This window comes from Alteromonas sp. ABH4_457 (assembly GCF_056160625.1).
In genome coordinates this window covers 438,673-463,575 of record NZ_JBSWXN010000007.1, presented here as the reverse complement: position 1 = coordinate 463,575, position 24,903 = coordinate 438,673, and the positions used below count along the sequence as shown (strand labels likewise).

Here is a 24,903-nt window from a genome sequence, read left to right as displayed (position 1 = left end):
GGATTTATTTCACCTTTCCTGAATAATGGGAATTGGGAATTCAGAAACGCTGCTTTCTCCGGCAGCGTTTTTATTTCGCCAGCTATTTTTGTTTTACCTGCCACAAGGAAACATAAAAATCCGCTTCAACCTCTGTCAGTGACCGGCACAACGAAGCCTGAGTACTTTCATCCAGACGCCAGGCAAACGGTGTCATCTGAAGCAGCGCCTTCCGTTGCGAATCATTTTCAAGAGTGGTCTGCCAGTGAACCCGCTGCCGGCTCAGCAGAGTAAAGCCTGGTCTCTCATCTGCTGGCATTTCGTGTTCACGGGGGGTTTTATAAGCGGCTTTTTTCAATGCCATTAAATGCGCCGGGCCAGGGGAAACGTGAAGTAATAAACCCTGAGGTTTGAGAACGCGGGCAAACCCGTCGTCACTGCCAGGGGCAAAAACCTGAAGCATCAGGTCGATTTGGCTGTCCTGAACCGGTAAATCAAAACTGCTGGCCACAACAAACTGTGCATCCCTGTGCTGTCTGGCTGCTAAATCCACTGCGCTTTTGGAAATGTCACTGCCACTGGCCACCACAGACTTTCCGGCCGCTTCCAGCGCAGATCTAATCACATGTAAATACGTGCCTTCACCGCACCCTGCATCATAAAGTACAACGGCTCCTGACGCAGACATCACATCGCTTTTTATTATCACGTCAGCCATCTTGTCCATCAACGGCTGATAAATGCGGTATTGATGGAAGGTCTTTCTGGCGCCGAGCATGGCTTTATTGTCGCCGGGATCCTTGCTGCTTTTTTTATGTACAGGCAAGAGGTTAACGTATCCCCGTCTGGACACATCAAAACTATGATTGTTGTTACAGCGCCATGTGTCACCGCACACCAGCGGAGACTGACAAAGAGGGCATTGCCACATGATTTGAACCTGTTCTGCCTGTGAAAACGCAGGGAATGTAACAGAATGAGGAGGAACTGCAAGGTTCAAAAAGACTAAGCCGCCTGCCCGTTAATGTTACCTGTGAAATAACATTAACGGGACAAGACGGCTTTTCTTAAGGAAGGTAGTACTTTGATCAGATAGTATCTTTACTGAAAAGCGTGAATATACTGGAGAAATCCAGCTCACTGTTCCCTTGACGCTGATGCATCCGGTAAAGCTGTTGTGCCGCTGACCCCATGGGCAGCGAACTGCCTGTTTTAGCGCCGGTATCCATCGCCAGGCCAAGATCTTTATTCATCAGTTTGACCATAAAGCCTCCCTGATAAGCATGAGATGACGGCACAGACTCCATCACCCCGGGACACGGATTGTATTTCTGCAGGGTCCAGTTGCAACCGGAGCTCTGTAACATAATGTCAGACATGACTTTCGGATCCAGCCCGTTATCGATGGCAAGTTGCAGTGCTTCCGAAGTGCCGGCCATCAACACAGCCAGCAACATATTATTGCAAATTTTGGCAACCTGACCGGCACCGGTATCCCCTGCATGAAACAGGTTTTGCCCCATGACATTCAGCAGTGGCGATGCCTGCTCCACCACTTGTGCCTGACCACCTGCAATGAAAGTCAGGGTACCGGCTGTGGCGCCGGCAACGCCGCCGGAAACCGGCGCATCGATAAAGCGGTGACCCGCCTGCTCTGCTGCATGGCCGGTTTCTCTGGCAATGTCTGCATCAATGGTACTGCAGTCGATAAGCAAACAGGATGTGTTCAGTGAAGCCAGTATGCCTGCTTCACCGCAATATAAGCTGCGTACATGAGCCGCAGCCGGCAACATGGTAATCACCGCTTCAGCTTGCGACACGGCATCAGACACACTTGCCGCTTTACGGGCTCCTGTGTCACACAGCGCATCCATGGCACTTTCCACCAGATCGAAAACCGTCACGTTATATCCGGCTTTAATCAGGTTCGCCGCCATGGGCGAGCCCATATTGCCGAGACCTATAAAACTAATGTTTTTCATATTGATTCTCCCAGTCCGGCCAGCGGGTGACCTGACTGCCAGGGGGATGAGAAGAACGGATCAATGTCTGAATCAGGGATCCCGGCCACGGAGTTAAACCGCCAGCCCGGCTTGCCGTCTTTATCTATCAGCAACGCCCTGATCCCTTCCTGTAATTCACCGTATTGTGCACAATGGCAGGCCATATTCAGTTCCATCCTGAAACTGTCTGCCAGAGACTGTGTTTTACCTTTCTGAAACTGGCGGTAAAACAGCGCAGCCGTGAGTGATGAGCCGGATGCCAGCGCCTGTTGAGCTTTTAACATCCATTTGTCACCACCGGCATCGATAGCTGTAATGGCAGCAACGACTTCCTGTACAGACGGAAATGAGCAGGCTGCATTGATACGCTCAAGCCATGGCGCAATCCGGTCATCGGGCTGACTGCTTTCAATTGACGCATCTGCTGTACCGGCATTCAGGCTCTTTGCCAGCATACCGGCAACGTCCTCACGGCTGCCTGATTTCCACTCAGTGCTTTTCCATTGTGTAATAAGATCTGCCAGATCACTGCGGGCACACAAATGGTCGGCCAGACCATACTTTACCGCTTCAGCACCATTTACCTGCGCCGCAGTCAGGCCGAGGAACAGGCCGAGTTGTCCGGTTAAGCGGGGAAGAAAGTAGCTGCCTCCCACATCAGGAAATAAGCCAATCGTCACTTCGGGCATGGCAAGGCGGCTTTTATCTGTCACCACCCGGTGAGAAGCGCCCTGTAACAAGCCCATACCGCCACCCATCACAATACCATCTCCCCACACCACAACAGGTTTGGGGTATGTATGCAGGGTGTAATCGAGTTCGTATTCCACGGTAAAGAAATCACGGATAAACGGCGGAATCGTGCCGGGCGCGGATTTCATCGCATGATACATGGAAACAATATCGCCACCGGCACAAAAGGCCTTCTCACCGGCACCGTCAATAACGATGAACAGCACGTCTTCCTGCTGCGCCCATACATTCAGCTGGTTCTGCATGGCTGATGCCATATCAAGATCCAGCGCATTCAGCGACGCCGGCTTATTCAATGTAATGTGCCCTGCTATCCGGCCACAACCGGTGCGGTGTTCATTAATAATAATGCGTTGTTCTGCAGACATGATCTATCCTTTGAAAGTGCTGATGATGCCCGTTACTGTGTCAGAGAATGTCATTCATTTCACCCATCAGACGTCGGCCAATGATCACACGCATGATTTCATTGGTGCCTTCCAGGATCTGATGCACTCTCACATCTCTTACGTGCCGCTCCAGCGGGTATTCTTTAATATAGCCATACCCGCCGTGTACCTGCAGCGCCTCGTTGCACACCATAAAACCGGTGTCTGTTGCAAATCGTTTGGCCATTGCGCAATAGGTGGTTTTGTCTTTGTCATTACAGTCAAGCTTCCAGGCCGCCAGCCTCACCAGTTGCCTGGCTGCCACGAGCTCTGTGGCCATATCGGCCATTTTGAACTGGATAGCCTGAAATGCCCCCACCGGCTTACCGAACTGCTCACGCTCCTGAATATAAGTTGCCGCGGTTTCCAGTGCCTGTTGCGCCGTGCCCACAGAACAGGTGGCAATGTTCACACGGCCGCCATCCAGCCCCTGCATCGCCAGACGAAACCCTTCACCTTCTGCGCCCAGTAAACTGCTTTCATCCACCATCACATTATCGAATGTGATCATGCGGGTGGGCTGTGCATTCCAGCCCATTTTTTCTTCGGCTTTGCCGTATACCACTCCTTCAGCGTTCGCCGGAACCACGAAGGCCGATATACCCGACGGACCCGGCCCGCCGGTACGGGCCATGACCACCAGCACATCTGTTGCGCCCGCGCCGGAAATAAATACCTTTGCGCCGTTCAGGCGATACCCGTCAGGGGTGCGTTCCGCTTTGGTTTTAAGTGAAGCCGCATCAGAACCGGCGCCCGGTTCGGTAAGGCAATACGACGCCAGTTTTTCTCCGCTCACCAGTGAGTCGCACCAGCGGCTTTTTATCTCCTCTGTGCCATAGGATGCAATCATCCATGTCGCCATATTGTGGATTGTCAGCATGGCCGTAGTGGTGGTGCATCCCATGGCCAGTTGCTCAAAAATCAACGACGAATCCAGCCTCGATAAGCCCAGACCGCCGGCGTCTTCGGGGGTGTATAACCCGCAGAAGCCGAGTTCGCCGGCCTTTTTAATGGCCTCAACCGGAAAGTGATGCTCTCTGTCCCACTGTGCGGCAAACGGTGCAAATTCCTGCTTAGCAAACTGACGTGCAGTGTCCGTGAATGCCAGTTGCTCTTCATTTAATGAAAAATCCATCGTCGTCTCCTCTAATCCATCGAAATAGTCAGGTTCGGACCACCCGGAATATCCTCATCCAGCCAGCGACTGGTTACCGTTTTGGTTTCGGTATAAAAGCGGATTGCCTGTTTACCGTAAGCATGTAAATCGCCGTAAAACGAATTTTTCCAGCCGGTAAAGGAAAAGAATGGCAACGGAACAGGGATCGGCACATTAATTCCCACCTGGCCCACGGTAACTTCACGCTGATACTTTCTGGCCGCTGCACCGCTGTTAGTAAATATGCTGGTGCCGTTGCCGTAAGGATTACTGTTTACCAGCTTCAGTGCATCCTCCAGAGAGTCAGCCCGCATGCAGGACAAGACGGGGCCGAAAATCTCTTCTTTATAGATAGTCATGTCCGGCGTTACCCGGTCAAACACCACCGGGCCTACCCAGTTACCCTTTTCACATCCCGGGACAGTAAAGTCAGATCCGTCAGCCAGACATTCTGCGCCCTCTTCTTTACCGGCTTTTATCAGCGATAACACGCGTTGTTTTGCAGCTGCAGAAATCAGCGGACCAAAACCGGCTTCGGGGTCATTCCACAGGCCCGGTTTAATTTCACTGATACGTTTTGCCAGCTCCGGGATCCACTTTTCAGACTCACCCACAAACACCGCAGCAGAAATTGCCATACAACGCTGCCCGGCTGCCCCGACCGATGCACCCACCAGGTTATTCAGAACATGTTCTTTGTTAGCATCGGGCATGATCACCGTATGGTTCTTCGCGCCTGCGAAGCACTGGGCACGTTTGAGGTTGGCGGTGGCAGTTTTGTAAATGTACTGACCAACGGGAACAGACCCCACAAATGACACGGCCTTAATGTCTTCATGATGAAGCAGAACATCAACCTGCTCTTTACCGCCGTGCACCACGTTCAGCACGCCTGCCGGCGCTCCGGCTTGCATAAACAACTCTGCCAGGCGGTTAGGCGTCAGCGGATCCTGCTCAGAGGGCTTCAGTACAAAGGTATTGCCGCAGGCAATGGCCAGCGGAAACATCCACAGCGGGATCATGGCCGGAAAATTAAACGGAGTGATGCCGGCGCATACACCCAGTGGCTGAATAAAGCTGGCGGTATCTATGTTACGGGCAACGTTTTCCACCGTTTCGCCCATCATTAAGGACGGCACATTCATCGCCTGTTCAACCACTTCAATACCGCGCCACACATCACCTTTGGCATCGTCGAAGGTCTTGCCGGTCTCGCTGGCAAGCAATGTCGCCAGTTCGTCATGGTGCGCTTTCAGTAACGCCTGGTAACGCATCATCACGCGGGCCCGTTCGGTCACCGGCACATCACGCCAGCTTTCAAAAGCCTTTGCCGCACTGGCAACGGCTGCATCCATGTCGGTTTGTGATGCACTGCAAATTTGTGCAATGGGTTCATTGGTGGCGGGGTTGGTAACGACAATCCTGTCTTCTGACTGTCCGTTAACCCATTCCCCGTTTATCAGCATGGGCACCTGTTGCATAGGGTTCTCTTGTTAGTGAATACCCTGTTACCTTAAACAATCACACAGGTTTACGTAAACGTTAACGTAAAACAAATAAAACTATTTTGTAAATATATTGTGACATAAAGAGTGTTCGGGACGACAAACCAGACTACCGGTATACCGGCAAATATGCCTGCTCCCGGGACTATTATCTTTTCGTATAGATGACGAACCGTCAAAGCGCTGATATATTTATTAAATTCCGGTATGACAAAGTTCGTACTTTCATTACATTACTGGTGCCCTTCATGCCTTACCGTCTGGCGATTATCGAAGACAACGCCACTGCGCGTTCAGCAATAAGAAGCCACCTTTTGCCTGTGGGCGAATTCGAAATCAGCAGTTTCAGTAACGGCGCAGAGCTCAAGTCAGCCCTGCGCCGGCAACACTTTGAAATTATTCTGATGGACTTTCACCTCGGGCAAGGTAAAAACGGTGTGGAATGGGTACATCAGCTCCGGCAAAGCCAGTTTATCCGGCCCAGTACCGGCATCGTGTTTATTACAGCAGACCGGCTGCCACAAACGGTGGGCCAGATCATCGATGCACAGCCGGATTTACTGATCATCAAGCCCTACAATATTGCCACCCTTTCACGTGGTCTCAGTCACTACCTCAGTTACCGGAATTATGTCAAACAGGCACTTAATGCACTGGACAATAACGATCCCGCCGGCGCGCTGCAAATTGTGGCAAAACTGAATAATCAGAAAACACCGGCAAAGCTCAAAAACGATGTGCTGAAACTTCATGCCAGGATCCTGTTTCAGAATGGTCAGTTACTGGCGGCTAAAGCGCTGTACGAGTCTGTGCTGGCGCGCTCAGAACGTGTGCTCTGGGCCCAGTGGGGAAAAATAAAATGCGAGTACCTGGCGGGTAACTGGGCAGACTGTAAAGAAGAATTGTCCGATCTGATGACCAATTCACTGGCACGGGATAAGGCATTTGAGTGGCTCGCCTGTCTGTGTTTTGAACAGGAAGCCTGGTCGCAGGCAGAGTTCTATCTAAACCACATCAAAACCAGTGACTTAAGCGTGCCGGCAACACGATTGAAGTCGTTAACTTATCAAAAGCAGGACAAAGTACTGGAAGGGATCGAACTGCTGCAGAAGAAACGTGATTACAACCGCAGTACCCGGGACAGGTTTAACGAATTTACCTTTGAACTGGCTGAATTTTATCTTTCTATCGCGGAAGAGCAGCCAAAATCTAACCGGGACGAAAGCCTGACTCAGGCCCGCCGGCTGGTAGGGATTGCAGGACGTAATCAGAACGACCAGCAACAACTTCAGAAGAAAGACTATCTTCTTGCCTTCGCTGCAGTGCTTGAAAATGACCCGGAAAAAGCGGAGCAATACCTGACCCACGAACACATGGACATGTTTGTACGCACTGATCCCGCCACCCTCATCGTGGCCGCCAAAATCAATAATGCGCTAGGCAATACAGAGAAGGCCAAAGACTTACTGGCTATGGCACATGAGAGAAATCATCTGGACGATGATTTATCTGCGCAGACATTAAACGAAAGCGTACTGACCCGGGCTGAAAAAAGTATGGGGCTGGCCAGTGAAAGAGCGCTGGAGCTGAATGAAACGGGCATGCGGATGTTTATTGGTAAAGATTATGTCCGTGCAATGTATTACTTCTATCAGGCCTTTCAGATGATGCCTGCAACGCAGGCATTCGGACTCAACCTGCTGCAATGTATGCTGGAATCCCGTCACCACAGTTACCGTAATTACACCGTCGCCACATTACTGGACAAAATTGATACCGGTGCGCTGAATAATGCCAACAGACAACGCTTGCTCAGGTTGAGAAAAGTTGCCGAAGCTGACGCAGCTTACTTTCTGACAGCGACACCGGTAACACCGGCAGACGACACACAAGCCTCTGCCGGCTAGCCGTTATTTAGCGGCTAAACGGGTCAGCAGGCTGGAAGTATCCCAGCGACCACCACCGGATTTTTGTACATCAGCGTAATATTGATCGACCAGCGCAGTCAGTGCCAGCGTAGAACCGTTCCTGCGCGCCTCATCCAGTGCAATGGCGAGATCTTTACGCATCCAGTCTACGGCGAAACCATAGTCATATTTGCCATCCAGCATGGTCGCTGCACGATTTTCCATTTGCCATGACTGTGCTGCACCTTTTGAAATAACGTCAACCACGGCTGCACAATCGAGCCCTGCCTGCTGACCAAAGTGCAGCGCCTCAGCCAGCCCCTGAACAATGCCGGCAATACAAATCTGATTCATCATTTTGGCCAGCTGTCCGCTACCAGCCTTTCCCAGTAACTGGCTGTGTCTTGCGTAGTTGTCCATGACAGGCTTTACCACATCAAACACAGCTTCATCGCCGCCGGTCATAATAGTAAGCTGGCCGTTTTCAGCGCCGGCCTGACCACCGGATACCGGGGCATCAAGAAAACCCAGTTGTTTCGCTTTGCAGGTTTCCCACAAGGTGCGCGCCACATCTGCTGACGCCGTTGTATGGTCTACCAGAATGGCACCGGCATCCATCGCCTCTGTTGCCTGACCGGCCACGTCCATAACGTCATTGTCATTACCGACGCACATAAATACGATTTCAGCACCACGAACTGCAGCCGCTACAGCAGGCTCAAAAGACCCGCCATACTCTTTCACCCAGGCCTCTGCCTTAGCAGTAGTGCGGTTGTAAACTGTTACGTCAAATCCTGCTTTTTGCAGATGCCCTGCCATGGGGTAGCCCATGACACCAAGTCCAAGAAACGTTAATTTTTTCACCGGTTACCTATTCTCCGTGTGGCTGCAAAAGTGATAACAAGCCGGTTAAAGAAACCGACTGTACCGAAACCGGCTGAATAATAACAAATTTCATGTTAAAAGTAGCTTTTGACCGCGTTTCACTTGCCGTAAAGGATTAACTCTATGTCTTCAATTTATGATTATACCGTCACATTAAACACCGGCGAAACGCTGGCGCTCAGTAAATTGAAAGGGTTTGTCATTGTCTTTGTTAACACGGCAAGCCGGTGCGGATTTACGCCTCAGTATGAAGGTCTCGAAAAGCTCTTTCTCAGGTATGAACCTCACGATTTAATGATTATCGGTTTTCCCTGTAATCAGTTCGGTAGCCAGGAACCCGGCAGTGATGACGATATTAAACAGTTTTGCGAACTCAACTACGGTGTATCCTTTCCCATCTCGGCGAAGATAGACGTGAACGGACCGGACGAAGATCCTTTGTTTACTTATCTGAAAAATGAAGCCAGGGGTGTGCTTGGCTCAAAGGCAATTAAATGGAATTTTACCAAGTTTGTTGTTGATCGTGACGGTAAGGTTCGTGGACGCTATGCGCCGGTAACCAAACCCGACGAACTGCAAAAAATTATTGACCCGATCATACGGGAATAGATGGAGCATAATATTCATGACCATACAAATGGGTATATTCAGTTGCCAGCCCTACGATGAAGCATCAATCAGCAAACAGGCCGGCGGGGATGTCCATCTGCACTGTTTCCCTGCCCGTCTGGATGAGAACACCGTGCCGCTGTGCGACGGTCTCGACGCTGTTTGCGTATTTGTGAATGACACGGTAAATGCCGTTGTATTGGAGAAATTAAAAGCGTCAGGCGTGAGTCATATTGCTCTGCGCTGTGCGGGATATAACAATGTGGATTTGGAGGCGGCAAAACGTTTAGGGCTCGCGGTGTCGCACGTGCCGGCTTACGCGCCTGAAGCGGTTGCTGAACATTCAGTAGCGCTGATGCTGACATTAAACCGGCGCATGCACAAAGCGTACAACCGGGTCAAAGAAGGTAATTTTGACTTAAACGGGTTGCTGGGCTTCAACATGGCCGGAAAAACCACAGGCATTATCGGCACCGGTCATATAGGCCGTGCTACTGCACGAATCTTATTGGGTTTCGGCTGTGAAGTATTGTGCTACGACCCCGCTCCTGACCGTCAGTTACAGGATGCCGGGGCACGATTTGTCTCCCTGGATGAACTCTTGTCCCGCGCTCATATCATCAGTTTGCATTGTCCTCTGAACCAGCACAGTTATCATATGATCAATGAAGAAAGCATCAGTAAAATGCGTGATGGTGTGATGCTGATCAACACCTCAAGGGGTGGTCTGGCCGATACGCAGGCGTTAATTAACGGGTTAAAATCGCATAAGATTGGTTATCTGGGACTTGATGTCTATGAAATGGAATCTGAGTTGTTCTTCAAAGATCATTCCTGTGAAATCATCCAGGACGATATATTTGAGCGTTTATCCACGTTTCACAACGTTCTGATAACCGGCCATCAGGGATTTTTTACTCAGGAAGCACTGGGACAGATTGCACAAACCACGCTGAACAATGTGGCAGCCTGTGCAAACGGCACCATGGATACTACCACCTTTCTGGTTAAGCCGGCTTGCTGATCAGCAAATGCATATACTTACCGAGCCGGCAAAACGGCTCGGTATTCATATATTGTCTTTCCAGTGCAACAAGCTCTTCAAACTGACTGTCGCTGAGATGTCTCTCTCTCATATAGTCATGAAAACAGCGGATGCCGCTTAACGACTTTACTTCCATGCCGGCTTCTTCAACACAGCGGATTACGTCTGCAGGGACAAGCGGATTCTGCGGATTCAGTCTGACCTGATTTTTGACTTTCATGCCTTTGGCAATGTAATCAAAATTTCCATATACAGCATTACCAAATAACGCCGCATCGCGGTTAAAAAAGGTCAGACTCAGCAGCGCACCCGGGCGCATGTTAAGACAGATTTCCGAAAGGGTTTCTAGCGGACTGGCGAGCCATTCAAGAACAGCATGACAGATAACAACATCATAGCGCTGAAGATCGGTTTCAGACTGAATAGTGCCTTTTCTGAACGTCACATTTTCCACACTGGCCAGATATTCCTGAGCCAGCACAAGTACATCTGCAGACGCATCCACCAACGTGACATCATGACCCATCTGTGCAACTTCACGGGTCATGATGCCCGTCCCGCCGCCCAGATCAATTACCTTGCTGACCGGCATCTTTTCGAGGAGAGGTTTAAGGATATCAAGTAACAAAAGATGCCGCAGACGGCCCTTGGTCGTGCCGTAAATGTTACTCGCAAATTTATCTGCGATACCATCAAAATACTGGTCGGTGGATTTCATAAGTCGTTTCTTTGCGCCGGGGATCAGGCAGGATTATCAATATCGATGAAATCAACGGTAATGTCGAAAGAGGAAGACAACCACTCTCCCACCGCTTTAATACCGTAGCGCTCTGTAGCGTGATGACCGGCAGCAAAAAAGTGAATACCGAGTTCACGGGCAACATGTATGGTCTGTTCAGAGACCTCACCGGTAATAAACGCATCTGCGCCCATTGCAACCGCCTTTTCGATGTATCCCTGACCACCGCCCGTACACCATGCGAAGGTTTCCAGCCGGTCACCGGCGTCTCCTTCATGCAGTACAGATCTGCCGAGTTTATTTTCAAGACGGCCTTTAAATTCTGAAGCCAGAACAGGTTCGCTGCTTTCACCGGTATAAATGATCCCCTCAGGCTTCACGCCTTTCGCAGGAGCAAGATTGCTGAGTTCCATTACACTGCCAAGTTGTGCGTTATTGCCGTAACTGGCGTGAATATCTACCGGCAGATGATAGGCGATAAGATTGATGTTGTTGGCGAGCAATGTACGGATACGCTTTCCCTTCATGCCGGTGATTACGGGGTCTTCCCCTTTCCAGAAATAACCGTGATGCACAAGAATAGCGTCTGCTTCCCGCCGGACAGCTTCATCAATCAGTGCCTGTGAGGCAGTTACACCGGTAATGACTTTACGGATCCGGTCAGAACCCTCTACCTGCAAGCCGTTAGGACAATAGTCCTGAACATCCTGAGGACGTAATAACGTGTCCAGCGCACAGACCAGCTCATGTCTGCTGATTGCCATATCATTCTCCTGAAATAAGCGGTGTAACTCAGGCCTGACGGCCGGCGATACCTTGTGAAACGAAGGGAACAAGATGAAGGATCACGGCTTTAATATCCACTTTCTGGTTAAAATCTGCTTCCGCGATTTCTGTCAGTGCCCGGCTGGATGCCATGGAAAAAACAAAGCTGCCGATGGCGAAATGCAAACGCCAGAATAGTTCATTATCTTCTACGTGGGGTAAACAGGCATGTAAGGCCATCATCAGTTTAGCTACCGTACTGCCGTAGTCATGCATGATGAAACGGCGAAGATGTCCCTGAGTTTCGTTGTAGCCCCTGCCCAGAAGCTGGACAAACAGTGCAGTACCTTCAGGGCGCATGTCCGACAAGGTCATCATGGGTGGAACCAGGGAAAGCAAAAGACTTTCCACACCGTCCGCACCGGTCTCTGTGCCGGTGCTGTTAAGAACATCATCAATTTGTGGCATCAATACATCAAAGTAGCGCTTCAGCACTGCCTGAATCAGATTTTTTTTACTGCCAAAATGATAATTTACCGACGCCAGATTCACATCTGCGCGGGCGGTAATTGCACGCATGGAAGTTTGTGCATAACCCTGTTCAGCAAACAGGGTTTCAGCTGCATCCAGAATACGTTTTTTAGTGTCTTTCGCCATGTGAAATCAGCAGATCAGAACCAGTGGCGGGATTTGGACAACAGGCGCATCACAGTGCTTTCCGCCGCAGCAGATACCGAGATCCCTAATTTCTCTGCCATGCTTTTCTTTGTCGCATATTTCACTGCAAAGATTTCACGGGCCGGATGGTGAGAAAGAATATAGTCATCAGACGTCATGATGTCATCCACCAGTCCCATCTCTTTCGCTTCACTGCCCAGCCATACTTCACCGGTAGCCACTTTTTCAATATCCAGTGTTTCACGCTGAGACTTCACCCAGTCTTTAAACTGAACATGGATGTTTTCCAGATCTTTTCTGAATTTCTCACGGCCTTCTTCAGTGTTTTCGCCAAACACCGTTAACGTACGTTTGTAATCACCGGCAGTGTGCTGCTCGAATTCAATATCATGTTTTTTGAGCAGTTTGTTCACATTAGGGATTTGCGCCAGCACGCCAATTGATCCGATATAAGCGAACCGGGCTGAGAGTAACGTATCTGCCACACAGGCCATCATGTAGCCACCGCTGGCCGCTACTTTATCGACTGCTACCGTCAACTTGATCCCTTTCTCTTTAATACGCTGCAATTGTGACGCTGCCAGACCATAGCCATGAACAACGCCACCGCCACTTTCCAGCCTGACCAGCACTTCATCATGCTTTTGTGCCACACACAGTACAGCAGTCACTTCCTCACGAAGACGCTCAACTTCGTGGGCATCCATGGAACCGGTAAAATCGATAACAAAAAGACGTGAAGCCTCTTCTCCCTCTTTTTTATCTTTCTCAGATTTACTCTGCTTACTTTCTTTTTTCTGTTCTTTCGCCAGCTTTTTCATAGCGGCTTTATCCAGCAGAACAGAACGGGCGTAATGTTTAATATCGTTCAGTTGCTCTGTCAGAGACACGATTTCAAGGTGCCCTTTTCCGGGCTTCTGCCGGCTGGCACTGGCGACGATAGCAATAAGTACTACCACTATGGCTACTACCAGCGTCACGGCTTTAGCCAGAAATAATCCGTATTCGTACAAAAACTCCAACATGTTCTCCTGATTATTATTCTGTGCGGCAAGTATCGTCATGCCAGACCAGGACATATGATTAAAAAATGCCCTTTAAACAGCGGCATAGTGTAGCAGCGTTTACGCACGCTGACGACAGCTGGATTCATCTGGCCCGTGCGATACGGAAATTAATGCATTTGTGCTGATTAAACCGTTTAAAAATATCGATATGCTATATCTGTAGCGGCCCGAATTTAGCATTATTTACCGTCTTCAGATCAGCTTCATTTCGTTCTGATACTGGTTAATCTGTCTTTATGAGCAAAGAACCCTGGAGCTAAGAAAAAAATAGAAAATATTACATGAAAACGCATAGATCCTTTTTCCAGGTTTGCGCCGTCGGGGCCATTGCAGCGATTTCAGGGTTATTGCCAATACAATTGGCACTTAAAGGAATTATCGTCTGCGCATCTCTCATAGCCTTGTTCTTAATCAAACCAGTTAACTAAGATAAAACTATATAAAAAGACCCCCTGAGAAAACTTCTTCCGCAGGGGGTCTTTGCTGACAGCCGACGATTACGTCGCTGTGAAGTTAGTTTTGCACCACTGAAGTATCGGTAACGGGCAGAACTGTTGCACCCGTAGACATGTAACCCGCCACTTCTTTTTGCATTTCAGTGGTAGCCGCAGCACTGGCTTCCGGGCTCAGGCTGGATGCATGAGCACCTTCTGTGAACAGTACAATACCGCTTACCGGATCGCCGGTGGCAGTGCTGCTGACCTGCTCCAGTCCGGCTAAGGCTGAAAATGGCAGCTGACCAGCCAGTGGCAGCGCTGTAGATACCGGAATCACTTGATCCGGTAAATTATCCGCACCGTCACCCACCACAGTCATCATATGTACCGGCGTGTTTGACGCCAGTGTAGCGGCATAGTTGTTTGCATCACCTGCATCCAGAACCGTCTGCGCGGCGAACGCGAACTGATTCAGTACAGACTGCACTTCCGCCATCTGTGCATCAGTGAGGTTCGCAAGGAACACATCCACCGCGGCAACAAGCTGCGCCTGAGTGACATCAGTTGTTTCGTACAATTGCACTAACAACGCCTGAAACTCTTCAGAAGACTGAGATAACAACAGCCCCTGGATCAGAGGACCAAAGGTTGGCGACTCAATCAGGAACTGAGCCAGACCGCCTCCAGGAGACTCCAGAGATGCTGCCTGCACGCTATACATGCCGTCCAGCGCTGCCAATTCGTCACCCATTGTGCTGTTAGTTACTGCGGCAAATTCAGCCCCGGTAATCGCACCTAAAGACACGCCCATGAAGTAAACACGGCTTAAGTCAAACGATGCTGCACCGCCGGTTGTCTGATCGTTCACTGCGTTCAGACCAAGACGTAATCCCAGCATATCAGAAACACTCTGACGGACGTTATCCCGTGCAGTTGGCAGTGATTGCAGATTCATGTAATGAGTCGCGCTGACCGTAGTCGCATTGATGTCGTCGGAACCGTCACCATTCACGTCAAAACCACGACTACCATGTAGCGGGTGGTCAATGGCGACAGTGGCTATTCCCGCCAGTGACAGCGCCCCGGTAATCGCCAGCATATCTTCTTTTTTACTGGTGATACCGTGCATCAAAATAGCCACAGGCCAGCCGGCTTCAGGCTGAGCGATGGGGAAACCTAACGCTCCGGCTACGGTAGCATTGGGCACGGTTACCTGCACATCCAGTGAAGGAACGGCCTGAGTTTGCGGTACAGGGTTGAATTTTGTGATATTGCGGGCTGAATCCAGCATCGCTTCACCGATGCGTAAATCAGCAAGGCCTAGCTGATCACACAAGGTGAAGTTAGGACCGGGTGTAGCCGAAGCAAGTACCTCATCAGGTGCACCCGCCAGTACAATACCGCTGTCACAGGCCGCTTCCCAGAAACCGGTAGTCGGTGCCAGCGGGTTTTCGGCCGAAGGCACAGGCAGATAATACGGCAATGACACAGAGCCTTCATAATGAGACGCGGCGCAGAACGGGCCTGCCTGAGCAAGAATGCCGGTAGAGACACCCACGGCGAAATCATTTAATCCGCCCCAGGTAGCAGACAGCTGACCTGACACAGTACCCAGCAATCCGGCGCAGGTTTGTAACGGTGCGAAACCTCCGGCATCCAGTGTGGCTTCAATAGTTGGAATGAATGCTGCGGCGGACTCCGGTAAGGCATTGATGCCCAGTTGAACCGCACCGGCAAGGGTTGCATCATCGACCAGATCCAAAGCTTCCATCGCATTGGTGGCACCTTCAGGGTCGTTTACAGTAATAACCGGCAGCGCGGTAGCCGCTGTAGGGTCACCTGCGGCAAAACGGGCAGCAAATTCAGCCACCATCACTTTTTTCAATGATTGCAGGGCGATGTCTGTGCTCTGGGTTGTGAAAGCAGAGACATAGGAAATGTCTTCACGGTCATAGCCCATTTCAATCAGGGGATCGACCAGCGAGTTGACCAGCGTTTGCAACTGCAACTGAGCGTCGGAAGAAAGCGGTAATGTATTGATGTCCTGACGAGCCAGTTCCCATGATGTGGAACCCATTACGCCGTTCCCCTCACTGTCTTTCAAATCTGTTGTCATCACCAGCATATAGCCGTGTGCCGGTTTCAATGGCTTCAGGGGAACAACGGAAATAGTATCGCCGTCCACCAGCGAAAGCACAAAATCAGTGCCGTACTGTAACTGGTTACCGACTTTACAACCGGAGGACGGTATTGCGGCCCCCGCACAATCAGGATCACTCTGGTCAAGCCCCAGCGTTGCTTCGTACAGCATGACACCAGCAGATAATGTTGACTCATCCAGTGTTACCCCTGACGGTGTTGTCACGTCGATAACAAAAGGATGTTGGGTTGACCAGCCGTCCAGCACGTTGAGTGCGTTTTGCGGATCAGTAAAATCTGTCGGGTCATCTACCGGAATGTTCAGTGTATAGTCGAAGAAGCCGTCATCACCCGGCAGCATGAGCAGATCGTTAGGTATGTTAAGCACGCCGTTAGACGGATCAAAAACGACACGAGAGAAAGGCTTCTGAACGGGCGTTCCGGACTCAATGTCCTCCAGCGTTTCGTTGGAGCCACCGCAACCCGTTAAACCCAGTGCCAGAGCAACACTGGTACTGATAAAGAGTTTTCTCATTTTTTCTCCCTAATAAAAGGCTTTGTTGTTATTGTCTGTTTTACAGTCAAGGCAATGTAAATGCTTGTTTCAATCCACCTGATGACAAGTGGAAACACACATTTCAAACAAGTATGACCAGTTGGTTGTAGCTTAATATTATGGTCATTACCCGAATTTTGCAAAGGTTTGTTAACTTTTCGTAAATTAATTTTACGCCACTAAAATCTGTTGAGAATTATAGGGCTAGATATTTACAACCACCGGGAGCTGAGTATCATCAAGCCTCACATTGCCCATAGTTAACAGATCAAGGTTAGACCCTATGCCGAATCTCTACCAGGCACCTGCCGGACTTCTCGAAGAAAAAACCATACTCATCACCGGTGCCGGCGCCGGAATTGGTGCAGAAGCTGCCACGACGTTTGCGGCTTACGGGGCTACCTGTATTTTGTTAGGTAAAACCGTCTCAAAGCTGGAACAGGTCTACGACCGTATAGTAGAAAATGGCGGACCACAGCCCGCCATTGTCCCTCTTGATTTGAAGGGTGCAACACTGAAAAACTATCAGGACATGGCGCAAACCATTACTGACCAGTTCGGAAAACTTGATGGTGTACTGCACAATGCATCAATGCTTGGCCACTTAAGTGCCTTCGGCGATATTCCTGAGCAGGAATGGATGGATGTTATGCAGGTTAACGTAAACAGTGCTGCGCTGATGACGCAGGCGCTGATCCCCGTACTGCGTAAAGCGCCTTCTGCTTCGGTTATTTTTACCAGCTCAGGCGTCGGGAAAAAAGGCCGTGCGTTCTGGGGCACCTATGCCGTCTCTAAATTTGCCACCGAAGGTATGATGCAGGTGCTGGCATCCGAATTTGAAAACCGTGGCCTGCGATTTAATTGCATTAACCCGGGCGCTACCCGCACCGCCATGCGCGCCAGTGCTTACCCCGCAGAAAATCCTGACACATTAAAAACACCGGCTGATTTGATGCCGGCATATCTGTATCTGATGGGTGATGACAGTCTGAATGTGAATGGCCAGTCAATTGACTGTCAGCCGAAGTAAGGTTTATTGCCTGTAAATATAAAACGGGGAGCGTTAGGCTCCCCGTTTTCCATGCGCCATCCATCGTTTAACGTTGACCACAGGTTTGCTGCAATTTAAGCATGGCAGCTGCGAATTCCTCACCCAGATGCACATATCCTTCACTTTGATAGTGCCAACCGTCATCCAGATGCGTTTCTTTTTCCAGAGTTGTCACATACGCCGCACACACATCATTTTCCACAAAAGCCTTCTGTCCCTGCTGAACAATTTTATGATAATTCATCCTCATGCCGTCTGCTTCATCCATACCCGAATCGGTAATTTTTCCAATCACGACAGGTAAATCATCATCTCGTAAGGCCGCTCTTATCAGTGCCATCAACTCTTTTAAATTTGCCTGATACGCCTCTGCAATCTCTTTCGTTTCTGCCGCATCAGACTCACCCTGCATCCACACAATACCAGCCGGTACCAGGTTATCAACTTCACCGTCAAGATCGATATCAACAGGAGAAAATGCATTGCGGATAGTCGTGAGGAAGTGGTCGAACTGGTTAACGCCGGTGTTCTTCTTATAGAAAGGATACCAGCTGCCGTGGCCAATCCCTTCAGCAATCGCCGAACCTCCTTTGGCGTACTTTATAATGGCAAAGGGCTGGTTATTGTTCAGTGAATAGAGTTGATGACCAAATGAAACTTCCGGACCGAACTTGTCACTGTACAGGCTCACGCGGCCATTAGATTTAAAACCCTTACCCGTACCGGGCTGCAGCGGTGCCCAGACACCTTTACCGCCTGAAAGGTCATCATCTGAAACCGCATTGCCGGCAAACATATAAATATTGTCAGCAGGTTTACTGTAGAGAGGTTCAAGATCTTTACTGACGCCGTATCCCTGCATATTGGATTGTCCGCCGAGAAAGTACACCGGAAAGGTTGCCGGCATAGCTGAGAAAGACAAAAGTGAAGTGAGTGCCAGAATTCCCCGTTTCATGATGTTCCCTGTTATGAACTGTTTTTTACAGATTACGCAACACTACGGTCAGCATCAATGAGAAATATGCATAAAAAAACCGCAGATAAACTGCGGTTTTATATAAGAAACTTTATCAGGACTAATCAGCAATCTTAGCCCAGGAATCCCGAAGTCCTACTGTGCGGTTAAACACACTGAGGGTATCAGATGAATCTTTATCCAGACAGAAGTAACCGGTGCGCTCAAACTGCCAGCCTCCGGCTACCGGATTTTCCGTTAATCCCGGTTCAACGAAACCGGATTTCACTTCAAGAGAAGCAGGATTAATGGCATCTGTAAAATTCTCTTCCGCTGCCGGATTCGGTACGTTAAACAGACGGTCGTACAAGCGGAATTCGGCTTTGACACCGGCATTGGCATCAACCCAGTGGATCACACCTTTAACCTTGCGGCCATCAGCAGGATCTTTACCCAGGGTTTCATCGTCATAAGTGCAGAAAATGGTAGTGATATTACCATCCGCATCTTTTTCGACCCGTTCAGCTTTTACCACATAAGCATTACGTAAACGCACTTCTTTGCCGAGTACCAGACGCTTAAACTTTTTATTCGCTTCTTCACGGAAGTCTTCCGCTTCAATCCACGCTTCGCGGCTGAAAGGAATTGTGCGGCTGCCCATAGATTCATCATTCGGATGATTAGGTGCCTGCAATGATTCAGACTCACCTTCAGGGTAATTTTCAATAACCAGTTTAACCGGGTCAAGAACGGCCATTGCACGGGGAGCGTTGACGTTCAGATCATCGCGGATACAGGCTTCCAGCATGCCCATTTCCACCATGTTATCCATTTTGGTTACACCGATACGCTTACAAAATTCACGCACAGACGCAGGCGTATAGCCTCTGCGGCGCAAACCGGCTATGGTAGGCATTCTGGGATCATCCCAGCCGCTCACGTGATTTTCTTCTACCAGTTGAATAAGACGACGTTTACTCAACACCGTATATTCCAGATTCAGCCGGGAGAATTCATACTGACGGGGTGTGCATTCGATTGAAATATTCTCAATCACCCAGTCATAGAGTCTGCGGTTATCCTGGAATTCCAGTGTACACAGAGAGTGGGTGATCCCCTCGATGGCGTCTGAGATACAGTGGGTGAAATCGTACATGGGATAAACGCACCATTTCTCACCGGTCTGGTGATGGTGTGCGAATTTCACCCGGTAGATCACCGGATCCCGCATACACATGAACGGGGATGTCATGTCAATTTTTGCACGCAGTGAACACTGGCCTTCTGCATACTCACCGGCAGTCATTTTCTCAAATTCTGCACGGTTGGTCGCAGGATCGGTATCACGGTAAGGACTGTTTTTACCGGGTTCTGTCAGTGTCCCGCGCAGTTCACGCATGGTTTCTTGGCTGGAGAAATCCACATAAGCCAGACCTTTATCAATTAGCTCCATCGCATAGCCATGCAGCAAATCGAAGTAATCCGAAGAATAACGGGCATCACCACTCCACTGGAAACCCAACCAGTTAACGTCTTCCTTAATGGAATTGACGTAAGCGATATCTTCTTTGGCAGGGTTGGTGTCATCAAAACGCAGATTACACGTACCGTTGTAATCACTGGCTACACCAAAATTCAGACAAATAGACTTCGCATGTCCAATGTGTAAAAAACCGTTCGGTTCCGGTGGGAAACGTGTTTTTATAGAATCATGAACACCTGCAGCAAGATCTTTTTCAATAATCTGCCGGATAAAATTGGTCGGATGATGTTCCGTTTCCGCCATTCGCCCTTTCCCCTTAAATGAAAATCTGTTCTGACATAATAATCGCCGAGTATAACCGGTTGCCCGGCGGGTCACTATGATTAATTGAAATCGCCCTGCCCGAACGGCTAAATTTACAACGAAAACCGCTGTCCGGGCAATTAACTCAGACACTTATCAGCGTTAAGTATGGTAACATAAGCCACTTTAAACCCTTTCAGTAACAGGCATGAAAGAAAAAGCCACGTCTTTTGATATTGCTCACCTGGCCGGCGTATCGCAGTCCACGGTCTCAAGGGCGCTCAGTAACAGCCCGCTGGTAAATAAAGAAACCCGCGAGCGGGTGCAGCGTATTGCCAAAGAACTGAACTACAAAGTAGACAAAAACGCCAGCAACCTGCGTAAACAGAAAAGCAATACTATTGCATTACTGCTGTTTGAAGATCCCACGTCTGACGACTCAATGATCAACCCGTTTTTCCTGAACATGCTGGGAAGCATAACAAGGGCGAGTTCTGACGCCGGTTACGATTTGCTGGTGTCTTTTCAGAATCTGGACGATGACTGGCACGCTGAGTTTGAAGACTCCAAAAAAGCTGACGGTATCATTCTGCTCGGTTACGGAGACTACACCGCCTGGCGGGACAAACTGGCCCAACTGGAAAATCAGGGTACCCATTTTGTGCGCTGGGGGGCTAAAGATGCAGATCATCCCGGTATCAGCATCGGCTGTGATAACTTTCAGGGCGGATATGATCTCACCACCCACCTGGTGAAAAATGGACACCGGCGGTTTGCGTTTATCGGTGATGCCGGCGGACATGCGCCGGAATTCCTGGCCCGCTATCAGGGTTACACACAGGCATTAAAAGACGCCGGTATTGATGCCGGTGACTTTATCCGTATTGATGCGAACTCTACTGAAGAGGCCGGAGCGCAGGCTATCCGTAAAATCCTTCATTCTGAACAAAAGCCTGACGCCGTGGTATGTGCATCAGATCTGATTGCTACCGGTGTATTACAGGCGTTGAAAGAAACACCATACAGGGTACCGCAGGACATCGCCGTCACCGGCTACGACAACATCAGTATCTCCGCTTTTACTACGCCGGCCCTGACCACCGTGCAACAGGATACCAGGCTGGCCGGCGAATTGCTGGTTACCAGCCTGCTTAAGGCGATTAATAAACAAATCGTCAGTGATTTTCTGATGTCTGCAGAGCTCATCATCCGCGAGTCCTGTGGCGGAAAAAAATACTGAAAATCTAAAAGAAAAGGGGGTTGCCTTTGCAACCCCCTGTGTCATCACTGATTCCCTATCTGCTCATACAGATGCTGAATAAACCTATCATCACTGAGCGGACCATCCCGCAACCAGACCTGTACACTGTGGGCTCTGACTTCGCTGGTTAAAACACGGTTGTTCACTTCCTTTTCCCTGCCACTTAGTTGTTCACTCCAGCGTCCGTTTTGCATGTACTCTGCTATCTCAAAAGAAACTGGTGTATCACCTTTATTCAACAGTACAAGGGCAATCTGTTTTGCGCTGTCATCCTGTACAACACGGTAGAAGGCGGCTTTTTCACCATTCAGTTCGAGCATGGTTTGTAAGCCACGCTGTAATGCCGGTGTGGCTTTACGAACGTGAGCAATAGCAGACAGAGACTGATAGATACGGTGCTGCGGCGCCTTATCCACATTGTCTTGTCCGTAATAGTTACGGTTTCCGCTGTGCTCTGCTGTACCGCGCATAAAGCCGGTCTCTGAGCCCTGATAAACCACCGGTATACCCCGTGAAGTAAACAGCCAGTTATGGGCATCAATAAAGCCGTCATCCGAAGCATTCATCCGCGGCATATCGTGATTATCGTAAAAAGTCGTCAGATCATAGGGATTATGATAAGGCCCGTGGGTTAGATGCAGTGCGCCGCTTAACGTTTCGAATCCTGCATTTTCAGTCCCGAATACGCTGACCATAGCCTTTTGCATGGGGAAATCCAGCACGCTGATATTGCCGTTTTTGGGCAGCGTATGCTGGGCAATAAAGTTCGCATCATACTGAAAACTCTCCCCGAACATAAAGAAACCGGGATGTTCTGCACGTATGCGGTCAGACATCGTGCGCCAGAAATGATGAGGCACATGCCGGATAGTATCGATCCGGAATGCATCAGCGCCCTGCTCTATCCAGTAAAGATAAGAATTAATCAGGTAATCCTGAACGTCCGGATTTGACTCATCGAGATTAGACAGCTCTACCAGATCCGGGTAGTCGTGGAAAAATGCCTGCAAAGGCTGAGTGGTATCCAGTTCAGATGGCAGCGTATTACTATGATCGGCCACCAGTTTTCCCTGCGCATCATAAATTTCACCGAATCCCGGTTGATCCTGTGGCATTGAAAAACTGGGAGAGCCGTGATTGGCGACAATATCAAACACGGTTTTGAGGCCGGCATCATGCATGGCAGTGGTATAGTCTTTGACCGACAAGCTGGCACTGATCAGATGTTCATCGGGCTGATAGAAATTGGTGGCCCAATAGCCGTGGTAACCGGTTTTACCCCCATCTTTAAACTGGCCACCAAACGTAATAGGTTCACTGCCGGTAAATGCCTGATCCGGGTTATCGACTACAGGTGTTAACCACACAGCGGTAAAACCCATATCTTTGATGAAATCAATATTGTTGACCACACCCTGCAAGTCACCGCCCATGTAGCCTACGTTAGCTGTTGCACCGTCGGGACCATTAAGAGGCAAATTCCAGCTGGGGTGATCACCGCCCTGAGTTTCATAATTGTTTTGTTTATCACCGTCGACAAAACGGTCAGTCATAATGAAGTAAACGGCTTCTGCACTGAACGGCTCTGCAGTACCCCTTATAAAGGGTGTGTTTGTACTTTCCGGCATCCCATCTGACAGGGAAGAATCTGGCGTATTTTCACACCCGCTGAGGGTTAATACGCTGGCAATCGCATACATTGTGTGGCTTATTCTCATTGTAATTCTCCTGCCGTATTCTGTGAGGCGACGGCATGGATTTCTTTTTCTTTAACAAAAAATACCGCCACTGCTGCGCAAAGCATGGAAACACCGGCCACCACAATGATATTGATGGCGGTGTTTTCAAATACCCTGCTCAGTATCCAGCCTGCAGTGAGTCCTGCAACGATCTGCGGAATGGCTACTGTGAAGTTAAATATGCCCATATACACACCGGTTTTATCTGCAGGAAGTGCGCCGGCCAGCATGGCATAAGGCATAGCCAGAATAGCAGCCCAGGCAATTCCTACTCCGATCATGGGAAACACCAGATTGACAGCGCCCTGTGGTACCGTGACTTCTGTAATGACTAAATTCACGTGTACCGGACTGATGTCTCCGGATATCAGGAAACTGATATAACCCAGTCCCCCTAAAACCAGTGAAGAGGCATAAACGGTTTTGCGGCCAAATGTATCTGCAAGGCGGGCAAGAAACACGGAAAATACGGCGGCAAACACACTGTATGCGGCAAAAAGAATACCTACCCAGTCACCGGCCGCACCTTTCGCAGCAATGACATCAGCAGGCACAGTACCCGCAGCAGCAATAAATGCTGGATCAAACCACTGTTTATCCACTCCCCAGATATGCTGGGTGATAGCCGGCATGGTGTAAACCCACATGATGTACAACGCAAACCAGGAGAAAAACTGCACCACTGCAAGTTGTTTCATCGTGGCGGGCATGGTGGCCACAAGTTTGAAGAATCCGGTTTTCTCCGTTTTGTCTTCAGAATCTGTCTGCAATCCTTTATAGCGGGCGTAATCTGACGGCGCGTATTCTTTAGTGCGAAACACCGTCCAGAGTACTGAGCCAAGCAATACGGTAGCGCCAATATAGAATGCCCAAATCACCGACGGAGCCACCTGTCCGGGCGACGCGGTATTATTAAGACCCGCCACATTAGTCAGAAGGAATGGAAGAATTGAGCCGATAACTGCGCCAATGTTGATCAGTAATGACTGCACCGAGTAACCCAGGTTGCGCTGGCTGGCTGGCACCATATCCGATACCAGAGAACGGAATGGCTGAAAGCAAACATTGAAGGAGGCGTCCATCAATGCCAGCATCAATGCACCGAATAACATAGGCGCCATGATGGTGACAAATAAGGGAGCATTCGGCATCAGGATCATACCCAGGCCGGCGGCAAAGGCACCGGCGAGAATGTATGGACGGCGTCGGCCAAGGCGATTCCATGTGCGGTCAGACGCACTGCCGACCACGGGCTGTATGATCAACCCCATCACCGGCGCCACCAGCCAGAACAATGCCAGCGAATGAAGGTCTGCACCGAGATCAGATAAAATGCGGCTGACGTTGGCATTTTGCAGAGCGAAACCAAACTGTACGCCGAGAAAGCCAAAACTGACATTCCAGACTTGCCAGAACGGTAATACAGGCTGTTTGTTATTCATATTCTGTCCGTTATTATT

The 24,903-nt window shown here is 49.7% G+C and carries 20 protein-coding genes; 5 read left to right on the top strand and 15 right to left on the bottom strand.

What is annotated here, in order from left to right; genetic code table 11:
- Nucleotides 1-82: 82 nt before the first annotated feature.
- The 5 genes from ACXAGR_RS19740 to ACXAGR_RS19720 form a co-directional block, all read right to left on the bottom strand.
- Nucleotides 83-910: a putative RNA methyltransferase gene (locus ACXAGR_RS19740; protein WP_474852100.1), complete on the bottom strand. Its 828-nt coding sequence runs from the start codon at nucleotides 908-910 to the stop codon at nucleotides 83-85.
- A 157-nt stretch (nucleotides 911-1,067) separates the two neighbouring features.
- Nucleotides 1,068-1,961 (bottom strand): 3-hydroxyisobutyrate dehydrogenase, encoded by an 894-nt coding sequence (mmsB, locus tag ACXAGR_RS19735; RefSeq protein WP_474852098.1) that lies wholly within the window; start codon nucleotides 1,959-1,961, stop codon nucleotides 1,068-1,070.
- Nucleotides 1,958-3,103 (bottom strand): enoyl-CoA hydratase/isomerase family protein, encoded by a 1,146-nt coding sequence (locus ACXAGR_RS19730; RefSeq protein ID WP_474852096.1) that lies wholly within the window; start codon nucleotides 3,101-3,103, stop codon nucleotides 1,958-1,960. The genes mmsB and ACXAGR_RS19730 overlap by 4 nt, the downstream gene beginning before the upstream one ends.
- A 40-nt stretch (nucleotides 3,104-3,143) precedes the next feature.
- Nucleotides 3,144-4,298 (bottom strand): acyl-CoA dehydrogenase family protein, encoded by a 1,155-nt coding sequence (locus tag ACXAGR_RS19725; RefSeq protein WP_474852094.1) that lies wholly within the window; start codon nucleotides 4,296-4,298, stop codon nucleotides 3,144-3,146.
- 11 nt (nucleotides 4,299-4,309) lie between these two features.
- Nucleotides 4,310-5,800 carry a CoA-acylating methylmalonate-semialdehyde dehydrogenase gene (locus tag ACXAGR_RS19720; RefSeq protein ID WP_474852092.1) on the bottom strand — a complete coding sequence of 497 codons (1,491 nt, stop codon included), beginning with the start codon at nucleotides 5,798-5,800 and terminating at the stop codon, nucleotides 4,310-4,312.
- A gap of 272 nt (nucleotides 5,801-6,072) precedes the next feature.
- On the opposite strand from ACXAGR_RS19720, the gene ACXAGR_RS19715 reads away from it, so the two are divergent.
- Entirely contained in the window at nucleotides 6,073-7,731 is a 1,659-nt protein-coding gene (locus ACXAGR_RS19715; RefSeq protein WP_474852090.1) for a response regulator, read from the top strand.
- A 3-nt stretch (nucleotides 7,732-7,734) separates the two neighbouring features.
- On the opposite strand, the gene ACXAGR_RS19710 is transcribed toward ACXAGR_RS19715, so the two are convergent.
- Nucleotides 7,735-8,595 carry an NAD(P)-dependent oxidoreductase gene (locus ACXAGR_RS19710; protein WP_474845896.1) on the bottom strand — a complete coding sequence of 287 codons (861 nt, stop codon included), beginning with the start codon at nucleotides 8,593-8,595 and terminating at the stop codon, nucleotides 7,735-7,737.
- A gap of 144 nt (nucleotides 8,596-8,739) precedes the next feature.
- Between ACXAGR_RS19710 and ACXAGR_RS19705 the strand changes: the two genes are divergently transcribed.
- The gene (locus ACXAGR_RS19705) at nucleotides 8,740-9,225 is read left to right on the top strand and encodes a glutathione peroxidase (RefSeq protein WP_474845894.1); all 486 of its coding nucleotides are present in this window, start codon (nucleotides 8,740-8,742) and stop codon (nucleotides 9,223-9,225) included.
- Nucleotides 9,226-9,241: 16 nt separating this feature from the next.
- The gene (locus tag ACXAGR_RS19700; RefSeq protein ID WP_474852088.1) at nucleotides 9,242-10,249 is read left to right on the top strand and encodes a 2-hydroxyacid dehydrogenase; all 1,008 of its coding nucleotides are present in this window, start codon (nucleotides 9,242-9,244) and stop codon (nucleotides 10,247-10,249) included.
- Here ACXAGR_RS19700 and ACXAGR_RS19695 read toward each other — a convergent pair.
- From ACXAGR_RS19695 to ACXAGR_RS19675, 5 genes are all read right to left on the bottom strand, one after another.
- Nucleotides 10,233-10,988 (bottom strand): methyltransferase domain-containing protein, encoded by a 756-nt coding sequence (locus tag ACXAGR_RS19695; protein ID WP_474852086.1) that lies wholly within the window; start codon nucleotides 10,986-10,988, stop codon nucleotides 10,233-10,235. The two genes, ACXAGR_RS19700 and ACXAGR_RS19695, sit on opposite strands and share 17 nt — an antisense overlap.
- 23 nt (nucleotides 10,989-11,011) lie before the next feature.
- Nucleotides 11,012-11,773, bottom strand: coding sequence for a Nif3-like dinuclear metal center hexameric protein (locus ACXAGR_RS19690; protein WP_474845888.1), 762 nt, complete (start codon nucleotides 11,771-11,773; stop codon nucleotides 11,012-11,014).
- 28 nt (nucleotides 11,774-11,801) lie between these two features.
- Nucleotides 11,802-12,431 (bottom strand): TetR/AcrR family transcriptional regulator, encoded by a 630-nt coding sequence (locus ACXAGR_RS19685; RefSeq protein WP_474852084.1) that lies wholly within the window; start codon nucleotides 12,429-12,431, stop codon nucleotides 11,802-11,804.
- 14 nt (nucleotides 12,432-12,445) lie between these two features.
- Complete coding sequence (gene sohB, locus ACXAGR_RS19680; RefSeq protein WP_474845983.1) at nucleotides 12,446-13,474, bottom strand: protease SohB; 1,029 nt, start codon at nucleotides 13,472-13,474, stop codon at nucleotides 12,446-12,448.
- 558 nt (nucleotides 13,475-14,032) lie between these two features.
- A complete protein-coding gene (locus tag ACXAGR_RS19675; RefSeq protein WP_474852082.1) occupies nucleotides 14,033-16,630 on the bottom strand; it encodes a VolA/Pla-1 family phospholipase in 2,598 nt (865 codons plus the stop codon).
- A 304-nt stretch (nucleotides 16,631-16,934) separates the two neighbouring features.
- On the opposite strand from ACXAGR_RS19675, the gene ACXAGR_RS19670 reads away from it, so the two are divergent.
- Nucleotides 16,935-17,681: a YciK family oxidoreductase gene (locus ACXAGR_RS19670; RefSeq protein WP_474852080.1), complete on the top strand. Its 747-nt coding sequence runs from the start codon at nucleotides 16,935-16,937 to the stop codon at nucleotides 17,679-17,681.
- A gap of 67 nt (nucleotides 17,682-17,748) precedes the next feature.
- On the opposite strand, the gene ACXAGR_RS19665 is transcribed toward ACXAGR_RS19670, so the two are convergent.
- Nucleotides 17,749-18,657, bottom strand: a complete 909-nt coding sequence (locus ACXAGR_RS19665) for a sialate O-acetylesterase (RefSeq protein ID WP_474852078.1) — start codon at nucleotides 18,655-18,657, stop codon at nucleotides 17,749-17,751.
- Between the two features lie 121 nt (nucleotides 18,658-18,778).
- On the bottom strand, nucleotides 18,779-20,443 hold the full coding sequence (gene glnS / locus ACXAGR_RS19660) for a glutamine--tRNA ligase (RefSeq protein ID WP_474852076.1): 1,665 nt from the start codon (nucleotides 20,441-20,443) through the stop codon (nucleotides 18,779-18,781).
- A 208-nt stretch (nucleotides 20,444-20,651) separates the two neighbouring features.
- Between glnS and ACXAGR_RS19655 the strand changes: the two genes are divergently transcribed.
- The gene (locus ACXAGR_RS19655; RefSeq protein WP_474852074.1) at nucleotides 20,652-21,683 is read left to right on the top strand and encodes a LacI family DNA-binding transcriptional regulator; all 1,032 of its coding nucleotides are present in this window, start codon (nucleotides 20,652-20,654) and stop codon (nucleotides 21,681-21,683) included.
- A gap of 44 nt (nucleotides 21,684-21,727) precedes the next feature.
- Here ACXAGR_RS19655 and ACXAGR_RS19650 read toward each other — a convergent pair whose 3' ends face one another.
- Together ACXAGR_RS19650 and ACXAGR_RS19645 are read right to left on the bottom strand one after the other, a co-directional pair.
- Nucleotides 21,728-23,422 (bottom strand): alpha-amylase family glycosyl hydrolase, encoded by a 1,695-nt coding sequence (locus ACXAGR_RS19650; protein ID WP_474852072.1) that lies wholly within the window; start codon nucleotides 23,420-23,422, stop codon nucleotides 21,728-21,730.
- Nucleotides 23,419-24,885 carry an MFS transporter gene (locus tag ACXAGR_RS19645; RefSeq protein WP_474852070.1) on the bottom strand — a complete coding sequence of 489 codons (1,467 nt, stop codon included), beginning with the start codon at nucleotides 24,883-24,885 and terminating at the stop codon, nucleotides 23,419-23,421. The genes ACXAGR_RS19650 and ACXAGR_RS19645 overlap by 4 nt, the downstream gene beginning before the upstream one ends.
- Between the last annotated feature and the right edge of the window lie 18 nt (nucleotides 24,886-24,903).